The organism is Dysgonomonadaceae bacterium zrk40 (assembly GCA_016916535.1).
In the GTDB taxonomy this organism is placed as follows: Bacteria; Bacteroidota; Bacteroidia; order Bacteroidales; family Dysgonomonadaceae; genus Proteiniphilum.
The window spans coordinates 2,338,439-2,354,165 of the sequence record CP070276.1 but is presented as its reverse complement, the minus strand read 5'-3'; the positions used below and the strand labels follow the sequence as shown (position 1 = coordinate 2,354,165).

General features: G+C 52.1%; 15 protein-coding genes and 1 tRNA gene. 9 read left to right on the top strand and 7 right to left on the bottom strand.

Translation table 11 applies throughout. The features are described 5' to 3' along the window. Nucleotides 1–7: 7 nt before the first annotated feature. The 6 genes from rsxC to JS578_09930 all read left to right on the top strand — a co-directional run bounded on the left by rsxC (nucleotide 8) and on the right by JS578_09930 (nucleotide 5,603). Nucleotides 8–1,339 carry an electron transport complex subunit RsxC gene (gene rsxC, locus JS578_09955; protein ID QRX63191.1) on the top strand — a complete coding sequence of 444 codons (1,332 nt, stop codon included), beginning with the start codon at nucleotides 8–10 and terminating at the stop codon, nucleotides 1,337–1,339. Nucleotides 1,340–1,360: 21 nt separating this feature from the next. Next, entirely contained in the window at nucleotides 1,361–2,329 is a 969-nt protein-coding gene (locus tag JS578_09950) for an RnfABCDGE type electron transport complex subunit D (GenBank protein QRX63190.1), read from the top strand. Further along, entirely contained in the window at nucleotides 2,322–2,987 is a 666-nt protein-coding gene (locus JS578_09945; protein ID QRX63189.1) for an RnfABCDGE type electron transport complex subunit G, read from the top strand. Before JS578_09950 ends, JS578_09945 begins: the two co-directional genes overlap by 8 nt. Next, complete coding sequence (locus JS578_09940) at nucleotides 2,980–3,573, top strand: electron transport complex subunit E (GenBank protein ID QRX63188.1); 594 nt, start codon at nucleotides 2,980–2,982, stop codon at nucleotides 3,571–3,573. Before JS578_09945 ends, JS578_09940 begins: the two co-directional genes overlap by 8 nt. Before the next feature lie 21 nt (nucleotides 3,574–3,594). Beyond that, complete coding sequence (gene rsxA / locus JS578_09935; protein QRX63187.1) at nucleotides 3,595–4,179, top strand: electron transport complex subunit RsxA; 585 nt, start codon at nucleotides 3,595–3,597, stop codon at nucleotides 4,177–4,179. Nucleotides 4,180–4,385: 206 nt separating this feature from the next. Beyond that, a complete protein-coding gene (locus JS578_09930; protein ID QRX63186.1) occupies nucleotides 4,386–5,603 on the top strand; it encodes a hypothetical protein in 1,218 nt (405 codons plus the stop codon). 60 nt (nucleotides 5,604–5,663) lie between these two features. On the opposite strand, the gene JS578_09925 is transcribed toward JS578_09930, so the two are convergent. The 5 genes from JS578_09925 to lpxD form a co-directional block, all read right to left on the bottom strand. Further along, nucleotides 5,664–6,542, bottom strand: coding sequence for a carbon-nitrogen hydrolase (locus tag JS578_09925; protein QRX63185.1), 879 nt, complete (start codon nucleotides 6,540–6,542; stop codon nucleotides 5,664–5,666). 48 nt (nucleotides 6,543–6,590) lie between these two features. Next, nucleotides 6,591–7,631 (bottom strand): agmatine deiminase family protein, encoded by a 1,041-nt coding sequence (locus JS578_09920; GenBank protein ID QRX64984.1) that lies wholly within the window; start codon nucleotides 7,629–7,631, stop codon nucleotides 6,591–6,593. Between the two features lie 2 nt (nucleotides 7,632–7,633). Next, nucleotides 7,634–8,422, bottom strand: coding sequence for an acyl-ACP--UDP-N-acetylglucosamine O-acyltransferase (lpxA, locus tag JS578_09915; protein QRX63184.1), 789 nt, complete (start codon nucleotides 8,420–8,422; stop codon nucleotides 7,634–7,636). Nucleotides 8,423–8,443: 21 nt separating this feature from the next. Further along, nucleotides 8,444–9,826 (bottom strand): bifunctional UDP-3-O-[3-hydroxymyristoyl] N-acetylglucosamine deacetylase/3-hydroxyacyl-ACP dehydratase, encoded by a 1,383-nt coding sequence (locus tag JS578_09910; protein ID QRX63183.1) that lies wholly within the window; start codon nucleotides 9,824–9,826, stop codon nucleotides 8,444–8,446. A gap of 116 nt (nucleotides 9,827–9,942) precedes the next feature. Beyond that, entirely contained in the window at nucleotides 9,943–10,989 is a 1,047-nt protein-coding gene (lpxD, locus tag JS578_09905; protein QRX63182.1) for a UDP-3-O-(3-hydroxymyristoyl)glucosamine N-acyltransferase, read from the bottom strand. A gap of 251 nt (nucleotides 10,990–11,240) precedes the next feature. Between lpxD and JS578_09900 the strand changes: the two genes are divergently transcribed. After that, nucleotides 11,241–11,319 (top strand) — tRNA-Pro (locus JS578_09900). Nucleotides 11,320–11,667: 348 nt separating this feature from the next. Here the strand turns inward: JS578_09900 and JS578_09895 are convergent. Then, a complete protein-coding gene (locus JS578_09895) occupies nucleotides 11,668–13,161 on the bottom strand; it encodes a succinate CoA transferase (GenBank protein QRX63181.1) in 1,494 nt (497 codons plus the stop codon). Between the two features lie 53 nt (nucleotides 13,162–13,214). Continuing rightward, the gene (locus JS578_09890) at nucleotides 13,215–13,697 is read right to left on the bottom strand and encodes a hypothetical protein (GenBank protein QRX63180.1); all 483 of its coding nucleotides are present in this window, start codon (nucleotides 13,695–13,697) and stop codon (nucleotides 13,215–13,217) included. Between the two features lie 241 nt (nucleotides 13,698–13,938). Between JS578_09890 and miaB the strand changes: the two genes are divergently transcribed. Further along, entirely contained in the window at nucleotides 13,939–15,300 is a 1,362-nt protein-coding gene (miaB, locus tag JS578_09885) for a tRNA (N6-isopentenyl adenosine(37)-C2)-methylthiotransferase MiaB (GenBank protein QRX63179.1), read from the top strand. Nucleotides 15,301–15,471: 171 nt separating this feature from the next. Then, nucleotides 15,472–15,714: a YtxH domain-containing protein gene (locus JS578_09880; GenBank protein QRX63178.1), complete on the top strand. Its 243-nt coding sequence runs from the start codon at nucleotides 15,472–15,474 to the stop codon at nucleotides 15,712–15,714. Nucleotides 15,715–15,727: the final 13 nt, after the last annotated feature.

Genomic DNA, 15,727 nt, shown 5'->3' with positions numbered 1-15,727 from the left:
AAAACATATGTTAAAGAGTTTTCGTTTAGGCGGCATCCACCCGAAAGAGAACAAGCTCTCTGCAGGAATGGCCATACAAACCATTGCCGTTCCCGCACAGGTGGTGATACCGCTCTCGCAACACATCGGGGCACCCTGCCAGCCGGTCGTCAAGAAGGGCGACAAGGTGAAGGTGGGCACACTCATCGGCAAGGGTGTCGGTTTTGTCTCTGCACAGATCCACTCGTCGGTCTCCGGCACGGTGCTGAAGATCGACAAGGCGATGGATGCCAGCGGTTACAAACGTGACGCCGTCTTCATCAAGGTGGAAGAGGATGAATGGGAAAAACAAATCGACCGTTCAGAGCAATTGATCAGCGATTGCAGTCTCACACCAAAAGATATCCTGGAGAAGATTGCCGCTGCCGGCATCGTGGGCATGGGTGGCGCCACCTTCCCCACCCACGTGAAGCTGACACCCCCTCCCGGCATGAAGGCGGAGGTGTTGATCATCAATGGGGTGGAGTGCGAACCCTACCTCACCTCCGACCATCAGCTGATGATGGAGAAAAGCGAAGAGATTCTGGTGGGCATCACGCTGGTGATGAAAGCACTCAACGTGCAGCGCGCCATCATCGGCATTGAGAACAACAAGAAAGATGCGGTGGCACTCTTCACAAAGAAAGTAAAAGCGTTCCCCGGCATCGAAGTACAGGCATTGAAAGTGCAATACCCACAGGGAGGTGAGAAACAGCTGATCGACGCTCTAACAGGTCGCCAGGTACCCTCCGGGGCGCTCCCCATTTCGGTGGGTGCAGTGGTGCAGAACGTAGGGACGCTTTTTGCCATCTATGAGGCGGTTCAGAAAAACAAGCCGCTGGTAGAGCGTGTGGTAACAGTCACCGGGAAAGAGGTAGAACGGCCTTGCAACCTGCGAGCACGTATCGGGACGCCACTGACGACTTTGATTGATGCTGCCGGGGGATTACCGGAAAGCACCGGCAAGGTGATCAGCGGTGGCCCCATGATGGGCAAGGCACTGGCATCGGTCGATATCCCGGTCACCAAAGGAACTTCAGGCATCCTGGTCGTACCCACCCTGGAAGCAAAACGCAAGGCAATGAAAGACTGCATCCGCTGTGGTAAATGCGTGCAGGTATGCCCCATGGGCCTCAACCCCACCCTATTGATGAACCTCACCGAGTATGAGGTGTGGGACCGCGCTGAGAAGAATGCTATCACCGACTGCATAGAATGCGGCTCCTGCAGTTACACCTGTCCTGCCGACCGGCCACTGCTCGACTATATCCGCCTGGGTAAGAGCAAGGTGAACGGCATCATCAGAGCCAGAAAAAATTAACACCAAGGGATAAAACTGATTATGGAACAAAAACTGATCGTCTCACCCTCGCCGCATGTGCACAGCGGTGACACCATCCCCAAAAATATGTATGCCGTCCTGATCGCCCTGATTCCGGCGTTCCTGGTGGCCCTCTATACCTTCCGTCTCGATGCGCTGCTGATCACCGCCCTGTCGGTGCTCTTCTGCGTGTGTTTTGAATACCTGATCGTGCGGTTTGTCATGAAGAAGGAGCCTACCATCCTCGACGGCTCAGCCATCATCACCGGCGTGCTGCTTGCCTTCAACGTCCCCTCCGGCCTGCCGGTATGGATCCTGGCACTGGGTGCTCTCTTCGCCATTGGGGTGGTGAAGCTCTCGTTCGGGGGACTGGGCAACAACATCTTCAACCCCGCCATCGCGGGACGCATTTTCCTATTGATATCCTTCCCGGCACAAATGACCAGTTGGCCCGCAACGGTGATGGCTGTTGAGACCACCGACGCGGTGAGCTCCGCCACCGTGCTGGCGCTGCTGAAGCAGGCACCCGAAACGCTGCCTGCCCTGCAGCAAATGTTCCTGGGGCTGGAACCCGGTTCGCTGGGCGAGATGAGCGCCGCAGCGCTACTGCTGGGGCTGATCTACATGCTTTGGAAGAAGGTGATTACCTGGCACATTCCACTCACCATCCTGGCCACCGTGGCACTTTTCACCGGTATTCTCTACCTGATTGAGCCACTGCCCCAATACAACCCGCTGATCCATCTCTTTTCGGGAGGACTGATGCTCGGGGCTATCTTCATGGCGACCGATTATGTCACCTCACCACTCACCAAAAAGGGAATGATCATTTACGGCGTCGGCATCGGCTTCGTCACGGTCGCGATTCGTCTCTGGGGTGCCTACCCCGAGGGAATCTCGTTCGCCATCCTGCTGATGAACGCCTTCACACCGCTTATCAATACCTATACCACACCTAAACGATTCGGGGAGGCAGTGAAACATGGCTAAACTACAATCATCATTCAGGAACATGTTCCTTTCGCTCTCGCTCATCTGTCTTACGGTGGCACTGCTGCTGGCTCAGGTGAACAAGATGACCGCGACACCCATTGCCGAAGCGAAGGCAATGAAATTACAAAATGCCATCAGTGAGGTGGTGCCTGCCTTCGACAACGATCCGGTGGCGGAAGCTTACCGGATGGCCGACGACAACGGCGACTCGCTGCTGGTCTACCCGGCAAAACAGGGTGACGAACTGGTGGGCTTCGCGCTCAACAGCTATTCCAACAACGGCTTCAGTGGCAACATACAGATTATGGTGGGCTTCGACATGGAGCACCGCATCGTCAACTACGCCGTGCTGCAGCATGCCGAGACACCGGGACTGGGCTCCAAGATGACCGAGTGGTTCCGCGATGCTACCAAGCCGGGACAGTCAGTTATCGGCAGGGATCTCTCACAGGGAACGCTCGCCGTAACCAAGGATGGAGGTAACGTGGATGCCATCACCGCATCGACCATCACCTCACGTGCTTTCATGGAAGCGGTGAACAGAGCTTACGCTGTCTACAATGGCGGCATGGAAGATGCCTGGAGCGGTACTACCACTGCTACCGAAAATGAAACAGACGAAACAACAAAGGAAGGAGGAGTCAGCAATGAATAAAAAAGTAAAGATACTGCTTAACGGCATCATCAAGGAGAACCCCATCTTCGTATTGCTACTGGGGATGTGTCCCACGCTGGCTACCACCAGCTCAGCCATCAACGGGATGAGCATGGGCCTGGCCACCATGTTCGTGCTGATCAGCTCCAACGCAGTAATCTCGCTGTTGAAGAACGTGATCCCCGACATGGTGCGCATCCCCGCATTTATCGTGGTGATCGCCACCTTCGTGACCATCATCGAGATGATGATGAATGCCTACGTGCCGGCGCTGGCCGAGAGCCTGGGCATCTTCATCCCGCTGATCGTGGTCAACTGCATCGTGCTGGGCCGTGCAGAGTCGTTCGCCTCCAAGAACGGCGTAGTCTCCTCCATCTTCGATGGCGTGGGCATCGGTCTGGGCTTTACCCTGGCGCTTACGCTGCTGGGTGCTTCGCGTGAGTTGCTGGGTACCGGTAAGATCTTCTCACAGACGATCTACCCTGAGCAGTACGGATCATTGCTCTTTGTACTGGCACCGGGTGCCTTCATCGTACTGGGCTTCCTGATAGCCATCTTCAACAAACTACAGCATAAAAAGGCATAAACAGATAAGATACAATTAATCATGGAATATATTGGAATCATCATCGTTGCCATCTTTGTAAACAACATCGTTTACTCACAGTTCCTCGGCATCTGTCCCTTCCTGGGTGTCTCCAAGAAGGTAGACACTGCCATTGGCATGAGTGCAGCGGTTACCTTCGTGCTCACCATTGCCACGCTGGTCACCTTCCTCCTTTACAAGGGTGTACTGGAAGCATTTAACCTGCAGTACCTACAGACCATCACCTATATCCTGGTGATCGCCGCCCTGGTACAGATGGTGGAGATCATCCTGAAAAAGATCTCACCCTCACTCTACCAGGCACTGGGGGTCTTCCTCCCACTGATTACCACCAACTGCGCCATTCTGGGTGTGGCCCTGTTGGTGATCCAGAAAGATTTCAACCTGCTGGAGTCGGTGGTCTATGCCATTGCCACCTCCATCGGCTTCGGGCTGGCGCTGATCATCTTCTCCGGTGTACGGGAACAGCTATCCCTGACACGGGTACCCAAGGCGATGGAGGGAATGCCCATTGCACTCATCACTGCGGGCATCATCGCCATGGCATTCATGGGCTTCTCAGGCATCGACCAGGTTTTTAAGTAAAACGTTGGTAGGTGAATAGGTTCATAAATTAATCGGTTAGGAAGTTCGTAGTCCTTGGTACTTGGTTATTATTTTTCGAATCTGACAACTAACAACTGATAACTGATAACTGATAACTGAAATATCTGCCCATTTGTTAAACCATCGGGTGAAAATGGTGTCATAGTGTTAAACAAATGATGTTACACCCTTTAACAATAACAGATATGAAAGCTTTAAAAACCAACCTCATCCTCACAGCCATCGCACTGATGCTTACTTCCTGCTACGCCAGCCGCAGCACATACGCACAGGGAGGATACTACGACGACTATAATGATGGCTACGCCAACTACAATGAGTATGACAACTACAACAACGGAGGGGTCAGCTTCAATCTCTTTTACAATGAGCTGAGTCCTTACGGCAGTTGGATCAACCACCGAGCACATGGACGTGTATGGATCCCAAACGTGGGGGGCAACTTCCATCCCTACGCCACCAACGGCTATTGGGTGATGACCGACTACGGCAACACCTGGGTCTCCGACTATTCATGGGGATGGGCTCCGTTCCACTACGGCCGTTGGTATTATGACGACTACTACGGGTGGGCCTGGGTTCCCGGCTACGAATGGGCACCTGCCTGGGTCAGCTGGAGAAGCGGCGGCGGATACTACGGATGGGCACCAATGGGCCCCGGCATCAACATCAACATCAACATCAACCTGCCGGCCCGCTACTGGACCTTCCTTCCCAACAGGTATATGTACTACCGCAACATGCACCGTCACTACAACCGTTACAGCCCGGCCATTTACAACCGGACCACCATCATCAACAACACCTATGTCTACAATGACAATCGGTATTACAGTGGTCCCAGCGCCAGCGACTACCGCCGCGAGACGGGCAGAACAGCCACCGTACGGCGACTGGAAAGCAGTACCAGCCGTTCCGGCAGAGCCTCCACACGGGTTAGCAACAACGCGGTACGAGTCTACCGCCCCGATGCAACCAACGGCAGGACAACCACTAACAGGGAAGCTGTAAACCGGCGCAGCAGCAGCACAACACGTCAGGCTACTCCAAACGCTGCTACAAACAGAACTTCGACAAACCGGAACAGCACGGTACAGTCCGAGAGCGCACCCCGCAGTAACAGTAACGTAGCAACCCCGCAGCGCAGCACAACATCAAACCGTAATACAACGGTACGCACGCAGACCTCCACGCGCAACAGCAGAGTGAGCACACCGCAACGCAGCACCAGCACCAACAATAGAAACAGTACGGTACGCAGCCAGAGCTCAACCCGCGGAAGCAGTGCAGTCCGCTCACAAAGCTCTACCAGCAGCAACCGCAATAGCTCCGCCACCCGCTCTTCATCAACAAGCAGCACCCGTGAGAGCAGCAGCTCCGGAAGAAGTTCCGGAAGAAGATAAAGGGTTAAAGGGTGTATGAAATGTCAGAGGCCTTCCCGATGGGGAAGGCCTCTCTTTTTTTTACAGGTCAATCCATCGGCGTGTCAGATCACCGTAGGCTTCGATTCGCCGGTCACGGAAGAAAGGCCACCAGCGACGCACATTCTCTGTTCGCTGCTTGTCGATCTCAATAATTTGTTCGACCTCCTCATCAGTGGCAGCCTGCCATAGTATCTCACCCTGGGGACCGCATACAAAACTGCTCCCCCAGAAACGAATGCCACCGGTCTGTTCCGATGGATCTGCTTCGTAGCCGGTACGGTTCACAGCAATCACCGGAAGTCCGTTGGCAACAGCATGACCACGCTGTACTGTGACCCATGCATCCCGCTGTCGTTGTTGCTCCTCAGGGTTGTCAGACGACTCCCAGCCAATGGCAGTTGGATATATCAGCAGCTCTGCTCCGGCAAGAGCCATCAGCCTTGCTGCCTCCGGATACCACTGATCCCAGCAGACCAGCACCCCAAGACGTCCCACCGATGTATTTATGGGATGAAACCCCAGGTCGCCGGGGGTGAAATAAAATTTCTCGTAATAGGCAGGGTCATCAGGGATATGCATTTTGCGATAGATGCCTGCGATGGTTCCATCTGCTTCCATCACCACCGCGGTGTTGTGATAGAGGCCGGCTGCCCTTTTCTCGAAGAGGGAGAGCACGATCACCACCTGCAACTCTGCTGCCAGTCGGCCATATCGTTCGGTAGATGGTCCGGGAATGGTCTCAGCCTGATCAAACAGGCATGTCTCCTCCGTCTGGCAAAAATAGAGACCGTTGTGCAACTCCTGCAGAACAATCAACTCGGCACCTTTTCCAGCAAGTTTCCTTATTTTTGATTCGAGCCGGGAGATGTTTTCCTCACGATTCCCGCTGTTTGCCTGTTGTATGATTCCTACCTTCATGACTTTATATTTGAGGTTGGTACTTTGGGATGTTAGCTAGTTATAGAATTAAGAATGACCACTAATCGCCAGAATTCCCTTCGGCAGCTGCATTGTGACGCAGTGCAGCGAACCGTGTTGCCAGATCAGCGGAGAGCAATCCACACCAATCACCTCCCTGTCGGGGAAAGCCAGTTGCAATTGCCGGAGCGCCATCTCATCTTTATCGGTACCATAAAAGGGAATCAGTACCGCATCATTCAGGATCAGGAAGTTGGCATAGGTAGCCGGCAGCCGTTCTCCCTCGCTATAAACGGCGTCTGCCATGGGAAGCGGAACAAGCCGGTAGGGTTCTCCGGCAACGGTGGTAAAAGCCCGCAATTCCTGCTCCATCGCACTGAGTGACTCATAATGTTCGTCGGCAACCTCATCACACTTCACATAAGCGATGGTGTAAGGATCGCAAAAACGAGCCAGTGTATCTATGTGGCTATCTGTATCATCACCCGCCAGGTAGCCGTGGTTGAGCCAGAGCACTCTTTCGAGGCCTAACATCTCTTTCAGCGCATCTTCAATCTCCTGCCGTGTCATTGGCTGGTTGCGGTTGGGTGCCAGCAGACAGGCAGAGGTGGTGAGAAGTGTACCTTCACCGTCCGACTCCAATGAACCGCCTTCAAGGATGAAGTTGAGCCGGTTCTGATAGGTGGCCGACGAATGAAAAATCCCTTTTCTAAAGAGTTGACCGTTGATCAGGTTGTCCCTGTCGGCAGCGAACTTGAGTCCCCAGCCATTGAAGCCGAAATCGGCCACCACTGGAGAGCCATCACGAAACAGCGTAATGGGTCCATGGTCGCGTGCCCAGGTGTCGTTAGAAGGAACCTCAACCCTGATCAGGTTTTTCTGTTCCTCTTCGGTTAAGTGGGAAGTGATGTCCAACCCCGGTGGCACCAATGCCAAAAGCTTTTCCCGTCGCAGAATCTCTTTCGAGATGGCCAGGAAGGTTTGCGTAACATCCTCCAGCATGGGAGCCCAGTCACTGTCGCGATGGGGCCAGGTGATCATTACTGCCTCCTGTGGATGCCATTCAGCCGGAAAAACCACCTGTGCCATGGTCATCCCTCCATGTTGCTGCGTACAATGCCACGACTGGATGAGCGAACAAAGTTGAGAATCAGGTCGCGATCCTCTGAGGCAGGCAGATCCTGTTCAATACGCTCCACCGCTTGTGAGATGTTATATCCTGAAAGGTAAAGGGTACGGTAGATCTCCTGGATAACATTGATCCGCTCGCTGGTGAAACCCCTGCGGCGCAACCCCACGATGTTGAGGCCCACATAGGAGATCGGCTCACGACCGACCATCACGAATGGAGGGATATCCTTAGCAATCTTAGAGCCACCCTGTACCATGACGTGGGGACCGATCTTGGTGAACTGATGTGCCAGGGAGCCTCCGCTCACGATGGCATAGTCATCGATCTCGATCTCGCCCGCCAGCTGGGTGGTGTTACCGAGGATCACATGGTCGTTCAGCACACAATCGTGTGCTACATGACTGTAAGCCATGATCAGACAGTTACTGCCCACTTTGGTATATCCGCGAGAAGCGGTACCCCTGTTCACGGTGGCACACTCACGAATGGTGGTGTTGTCGCCAATGATGGCGAAGGTCTCTTCACCCTGGAACTTCAGGTCCTGCGGGATTCCGGCGATGGTGGCATGCGGGAAGATGACACAGTTTTTGCCGATGCGGGCACCGGAGAGGATGGTGGCCTGCGTCATCACGCGTGTGCCGTCACCAACCTCTGTGTTGGCGTCGATGTAGGCAAAGGGTTCCACGATCACGTTCTCCCCCAATTTGGCTTCAGGATGCACGAAAGCCATCGATGATATACTGCTCATAAAAGTATCGTTCAGTTAATTCTATTTGTTCTTGATGATCTGCGCGGTGAAGTCGGCTTCGGAAACCACCTTGTCTCCGATAAAAGCGAGTCCACGCATGGTGGCGATGCCCCTGCGCATCTCCGAGGTGAGCTCTACCCTGAAGAGAATCGTATCGCCCGGCACCACCTTGTGGCGGAACTTCACGTTATCGATCTTCAGAAAGTAGGTTGAATACCGCTCCGGCTCATCCAGCATGGCCAGTACCAGCAATCCCCCGGTCTGGGCCATCGCTTCTACCTGCAGCACTCCTGGCATCACCGGTTCCTGGGGGAAGTGGCCGGTGAAGTATGGCTCATTGGTGGTGATGTTCTTCACCCCCACGATGAAGGTGTCGGTCATCTGGATCACCTTGTCCACCATCAGGAAGGGATAACGGTGGGGCAGCAACTCCCGGATCCGTTTGTTATCCATCACAGGCTCAGACTTCAGATCATATACCGGCGGCTGCACCTCGTTGAGCTTGATATCCTTGCGGATCAGCCTGGCCAGTTGGTTGTTGATCTTGTGTCCCGGCTTGTGGGCGATGAGACGCCCCTTGATCGGCTTACCGATGAGCGACATGTCTCCGATGATGTCGAGCAACTTATGGCGTGCCGGCTCATTGGGGTATGCCAGCTTTCGATGGTTGAGGTAACCCAGTTCATCGGCATTGTGGTGAGGCACCCCCAACTCGTCGGCAATCTCATCGAGTTCTTTCTGAGAGAGTTTCTTCTCATAGATCACGATGGCGTTGTCGAGGTTGCCCCCCTTGATCAATCCGGCTTTCCTCAGTTGTTCAATCTCACGCACGAAAACAAACGTGCGACAGGAGGCAATCTCCTTCTCAAAATCGGTCACCGTATCCATCGATGCCGACTGGTTGGGTATATATTGCGAATCGAACTCGATGAAAGAGTTGATACAGAAAGCGTCATCGGGGAGCAGCGTCAGCTTGGAGCCTGTTTCAGGATCGGTCACCTCCATCTTGTTGCGCACGATGTAGTAATCCTTGTCCTTCTCCTGCTCTACAACACCAGCTTTGCGTATCTCACGTACATACTCGATGGCACTGCCGTCGAGTATGGGAAATTCGGAGGCGTTCACGTCGATCAGACAGTTGTCAATGCCAAGCGCATAGAGTGCTGAAAAACCATGTTCGATGGTGCTCACCGTGACATTCCCTTTTCCCAGCACCGTTCCGCGCTGCGTGTTGACCACATGCTCTGCCAGAGCGTCAATCACCGGTTGATCATCCAGATCGACCCGTCGAATCTTGTATCCATGATCCACCGGTGCAGGATTGAAGGTAACGACAATATCCTGTCCGGTATGAAGTCCGATCCCCTGCAGGGTGAAGCTGTTTTGCAATGTTCTCTGTTTCACTGTATCTTATTTTTATTACACATTATCGGAAATTGTGTGCAAATATACAACCAAAAGCAGGAAATCCTGCTTCTTGGCCTCAAATGTTTGCGGGCGATGCTTTCAATGAAGCATGCCTATTCGTTCTCAGTGAGTCTTTTCTTCAATTCAGCCAGTTCTTTCTCCATGGCGTTCAGCTTGCGATACATATCCGGCAGCTTGGGAACAATGACACTCGATTTGAAGAAACCTTTCACCGGGAACGCGGGTGATCCCATCAACTCTGATCCCTCCTTGGTATTGCTGATGATGCCCGATTGCGCTCCAATCTGGCTATTCTTACCAATGGTGATGTGTCCCCCAATGCCTACCTGTCCGCCCAGCACACAGCTCTCTTCGATCCTGGTCGATCCGGCAACGCCCACCTGGGCAGCCATCACCGTATTCTCACCCACCTCGCAGTTGTGTGCGATCTGAATCAGGTTGTCGAGCTTCACCCCACGCCGGATAATGGTCGATCCCATCACAGCCCGATCGATGGTGGTGTTGGCTCCAACCTCCACATCATCTTCAATGATCACATTGCCCATCTGCGGTATCTTCCGGTAAATCTCCTCCTGCTTGCTGAAACCGAAGCCGTCCGCACCGATCACGGCACCGGCATGCACAATACAGTTGTTGCCAATCACACAATCGTGGTAAATCTTCACCCCGGGATAGAGGATGCAATTGTCACCCAGTTGAACGTTGTCACCCACATACACCTGTGGGTAGATCTTGCAGTTGTTGCCAATGCGTGCCTGTTCCCCTATGTATGCAAACTCACCCACGTAGATCTGCTCTCCCAGGCTTGCAGTTGGCGAGACAAATCCTAATGACGCGACCCCCTCTTTCACCGGTTTCTGCTTTTCTACCATTGCCATCAGCGATGCTAGAGCAGCATAGGCATTGGGAACCTTTATCAATGTGGCATTGATGGGTTTATCGGGCAAAAAATCATTGTTTACCAACACGATGTCGGCAGCAGTCTCGTATATAAAGGATGTATACTTGGGGTTTCCCAGGAAGGTGAGTGTTCCCGGCTTGCCTTCTTCAATCTTGGAAAAGGAGGATACGGTCGCATTCGGATTACCGATTACTTCTCCGTGAAGGAAGTCGGCTATTTGCTTTGCAGTAAAAGTCATCTATAGATTCTATTATTTACCGAGGCTACACATGCGCTCATACAGCGGCTCAATCAGGATCAACTCAATTGCTGCGATTGGCGTGGTGAGGGACAAAACTATCTCAAAATGCCTCTGCATTATCATTTTGGATGCAAATTAACAACTTTTTTTTTTAACTGTGACGAAATTATTTCATAATATAGTTTAAACGAAAGGGTGAGAAGGTTTGTGCATTTAAAAAAATAGTGTTACTTTTGCAGGCACTTTTACGGGATGTAGCTCAGTCCGGTTTAGAGTACTCGTCTGGGGGGCGAGTGGTCGCTGGTTCGAATCCAGTCATCCCGACCAACCCATTATTAAAAGAGTTATGCATGCGCATAGCTCTTTTTTTTTCCTTTTCATTTCAATTCTGCTATTCTAACAATCCGGGATTTCAGCTCTTTCGTATGGATCTCGTTCTAATCTCGTTCTAATCTCGTTCTAATATGGTTCTAATATGGTTCTAATAGATTCGAACCAGTAAAGAGCAAGTTACGACCAAATTAAGATGAAATTCAATCGCATATCAAGCCATGTAAGATGGATTCAAAATGAAAAACAGTGAATCAAATTAATCCGACATGCGAATATCTTCAATATAAAAGGACCAGCTCAAAAGTAGAGCTGGTCCTCCCAATCATTGTCTTTGACAATCAATTACTTCCTGTACTTCGAAAAGTCAGTATTGATCATGCTACCTGTCTCCTGCAAAGCTTTGTGAAAAGCGAAACAGGAGTAGAGATCCTGCGGGATATGACCTTTCACACCCAGGTTGAGGTACTCGTGCAGCAGCGGACGGTAGTCCGGGTGCGCGCACTTGTTGATGATCTCCTCGGCACGGTTGCGGGGACCCTTGCCACGCAAGTCGGCCACCCCATATTCGGATACCATGATCTTCACCGAGTGCTCGTTGTGGTCTTCGTGTGTCACCTTGGGCACGATGCAGCTGATGGCACCGTTCTTGGCCGTGGAGGGGGTGAGGAAGATGGAGAGGTAGGAGTTGCGGGTGAAGTCGCCCGAGCCGCCGATACCGTTCATCATCTTGGTACCGTTCACGTGGGTGGAGTTGACACTGCCGAAGATATCCACCTCAATGGCGGTATTGAGGGCGATGATGCCCAGGCGACGTGCCAGACCCGGGTTGTTGGAGATCTCCGAGGGACGGAGCACCAGTTTGTTCTTGAAGAAGGGGAGGTCGCTGTAGAACTTGTCGAGCACCTCGTTGCTCACGGTGAGAGAGCAGCCGCTGGCAAACGAGATATTGCCCTTCTGCATCATGTCAATCACCGCATCCTGAATCACCTCGGTATAGACCTCGAAGCGGGGGATGTCGGGATTGGTTCCCATGGAGCCCAGCACCGCATTGGCAATATTGCCCACGCCCGACTGGATGGGGAGGAAGTGTGGCGGGATGCGTCCGGCTTTCATCTCGGCCACGAAGAACTCTGCCACGTTATTGCCTATACGGGCAGTGACATCGTCGAGCGGGGCAAAGCCGCCCCCTTCGCCGTCCCGCTCGGTTTCCACCACGAAGATCTTTTCAGGGTTCACCTTCACATATTCCAGTCCCACACGACCCTGCACCTCATAGATGGGAATTTCGCGCCGTTTGGGGGGATCCTGCAGTTCGTAGAGGTCGTGAATACCCCTCAATTTCGAGGGCACCTTCTTGTTGAGTTCGACGATCACGATGTCGGCCAGACGACAGATGGTGGGAGTGATGCCCACACCGGTGGTGGGTACTATCTCACCATTGTCTGTCACGTCGGCAGCTTCCACCACTGCCACGTTGATCTTCCCGAGAAAACCGTAACGAATCTCTTGCGCCAGCTGTGACAGGTGCAGGTCGAAGAAGTCGAACTCCCCCCTGTTAAGCGCCTCTCGCATATCCTTATTGGTCTGGTAGGGAGTGCGGAACTTGATTGCCTTGGCCCGTGCGAGCGATCCGTCGATGGAGTCACCGGTAGAAGCACCGGTAAAAACACCTATCTTGAAAGGATTCCCTTTTGCATGCTCAGCTTCCGCCCTCCTGGCGATCTCTACCGGCACCACCTTGGGGCAGCCGGCATGGGTAAACCCGCTGAAGCCAACGTTGTCGTCATTTTTGATGAGCGACGCAGCCTCTTCAGCGCTAATAAATTTCAATGCCATATCAATTGTTGGTTTTTATATGTTTTGGTGAGTGGTTTCCGGGAGTGGATAATTTAATATTTACGCTGCATGATCTCCCCGTAAATCAACCCTCTCTTCAATGCTTCCTCGCCACTATCACCGGCCAGTTCAGCCACCAGTGGATGAAGCGTGCTAATCATGTCGCTGCGTTGCTCCTGTTCAGAAGTTGTAAAGACTGATGTCTCATCCTGTGCAAAGGAGTCATCGGCATCATAAACAAAGAGAGAATTTTTCAGTGATGAGACTCCTTCAAAATCGGTCACCAGGTCGAGAGAGGATTGGAATTCGCGACGTTTGTTCTTTTGTACGGGAGGTGTGGTGGGCGGCAAATCTCTTGTCTGCGGCAGTGGAAGATGATGCAGGTAAGGCTCATCCTCTTCCTCAGTGAAAAGAGGTTTTGAGTCTCTCTCTCCCTGCTGCTGCTGTAAATTTTTCTTCTTCCTGGATTCATTAAAAAAACCCAATATCGCGAAAAATAGAAGAAGGATAAAATAAATGATGTCGCCGAACTCCATAATTTGATTAATTTTGCAACTGGACAAAAATAGGCATTTTTTGTCAATATTAAGGGCATTTGGTATACAAATTATCGGAAGTAACTTCCCAGTCACTCCCGATAATTTAACCAAAACCTTAACTATGAAAAAAAATAAATTTTTCCCAGACAAATATAAACTATTGGATCTTAAAATCCAAGTTTTTGGCCGGATAAATGCAATATTTAACTTTTCCCCCACGGGATGAATCACAGTGAAAATGAGTGAAATAATGAGTACAGACAAGCATAGCGACAAGAAATTGTACATCGAGACATACGGATGCCAGATGAACGTTGCCGACACAGAAGTTGTTGCCTCCATCATGGAGATGGATGGCTACTCACTGACAAGTGACGACCGGGAAGCTGATGCCATCTTCGTCAACACCTGTTCCATCCGAGAGAATGCCGAACAGAAGGTGATTCAGCGGTTGGATTACTTCCAGTCACTGAAACGCAAGCGAAAAGAGAAACTGATTATCGGAGTTCTCGGTTGCATGGCTGAGAGGGCCAAATCGGAACTAATAGACAAGCATCATGCCGACCTCGTGGTGGGTCCCGATGCCTACCTCGACCTGCCCAACCTGGTGGGAGCAGCAGAGCAGGGCGAAAAGGCGATGAACATAGAGCTGTCGAAGACAGAAACCTACAAGGATGTGATCCCCCTCAAGATGGAGGGGAGCAACATATCGGGATACATTTCCATCATGCGCGGCTGCGACAAGTTCTGTACCTATTGCATCGTTCCCTTCACACGCGGCAGGGAGCGCAGCCGCGAGCCGGAGAGCATCCTCAACGAGTTGCGGGTGATGCGGGAGAAGGGTTTCAAGGAGGTGATCCTGCTGGGGCAGAATGTCAACTCCTACCGTTACAAGGATGATGAGCGCACCCTTGGCTTCGATGAGCTGTTGGCCCTGGTGGCAGAGGCAGCACCGGGAATGCGAATTCGCTTCACCACCTCCCACCCGTGGGACATGAACGATGCCACCCTTGAGACCATCGCACGCTACCCCAATCTCAGCAATTACATCCACCTGCCGGTTCAGTCGGGAAGCTCACGAATGATGAAGCTGATGAACCGTCGCTACAACAGGGAATGGTATCTGGAACGGATCGCCGCCATTAAACGAATCATTCCCGGCTGCGGCCTCTCAACCGACATCATGTGTGGCTTTCACTCCGAGACGGAGGAGGATCATCAGGAGACCCTCTCGCTGATGCGTGAGGTGGGTTTCGACTCCGCCTTCATGTTCAAGTACTCCGAGCGCCCCGGCACCTATGCTGCCAAGAAGTTGGAAGACAATGTGCCGGAAGAGGTTAAAAACCGCAGGTTACAGGAGATCATCAACCTCCAGCTGGAGCTGTCACATCAAAGCAACGAACGTGACATGGGGAAGGTGTTCGAGGTACTGGTAGAGGGATTCTCCAAACGTTCACGTGAGCAACTCTTTGGCAGGAACGATCAAAACAAGGTAGTGATATTCAACAAGAAGCATCACCGCATAGGTGATTTCGTGAAGGTACGAGTGACCGGTTTCACTTCCGCCACCTTACTCGGGGAAGCAGTTGAGGAGAAGTAGTGTACTTCAGATAATCGCCACCCGGAGCAAACAATTTTGCGACCTGTCTGTTTACTTGATAGCATATGATCGCTGAGAAGCTGTTAAAAAGCAAGAACGGTTCATACGATGAACGGTTCGTAAGGCGTGATTGACGAAACAGAAACTACTAACTATTAAACACTACCAATTATGAATTCAGAATCAAAATTATTACTGGGATTAGGCATTGGTGTAGCATTGGGAGCTGCCATCGGTTACATCATGGGAACAGACCGCAAGGAAGAGTGGCTGGAGCAAGCCAATGAATTTGCCGATAAGGTGAGAGCTAACGTGAAGTCAGCAGTCTACAAAGGCAAGAGCGAGGTGCAGGATCTCAAGGAAGATATCGATGACATCGCTGATATTGCCAAGAAAGAACTGGCCAAACAATAATTGACTCTCATAA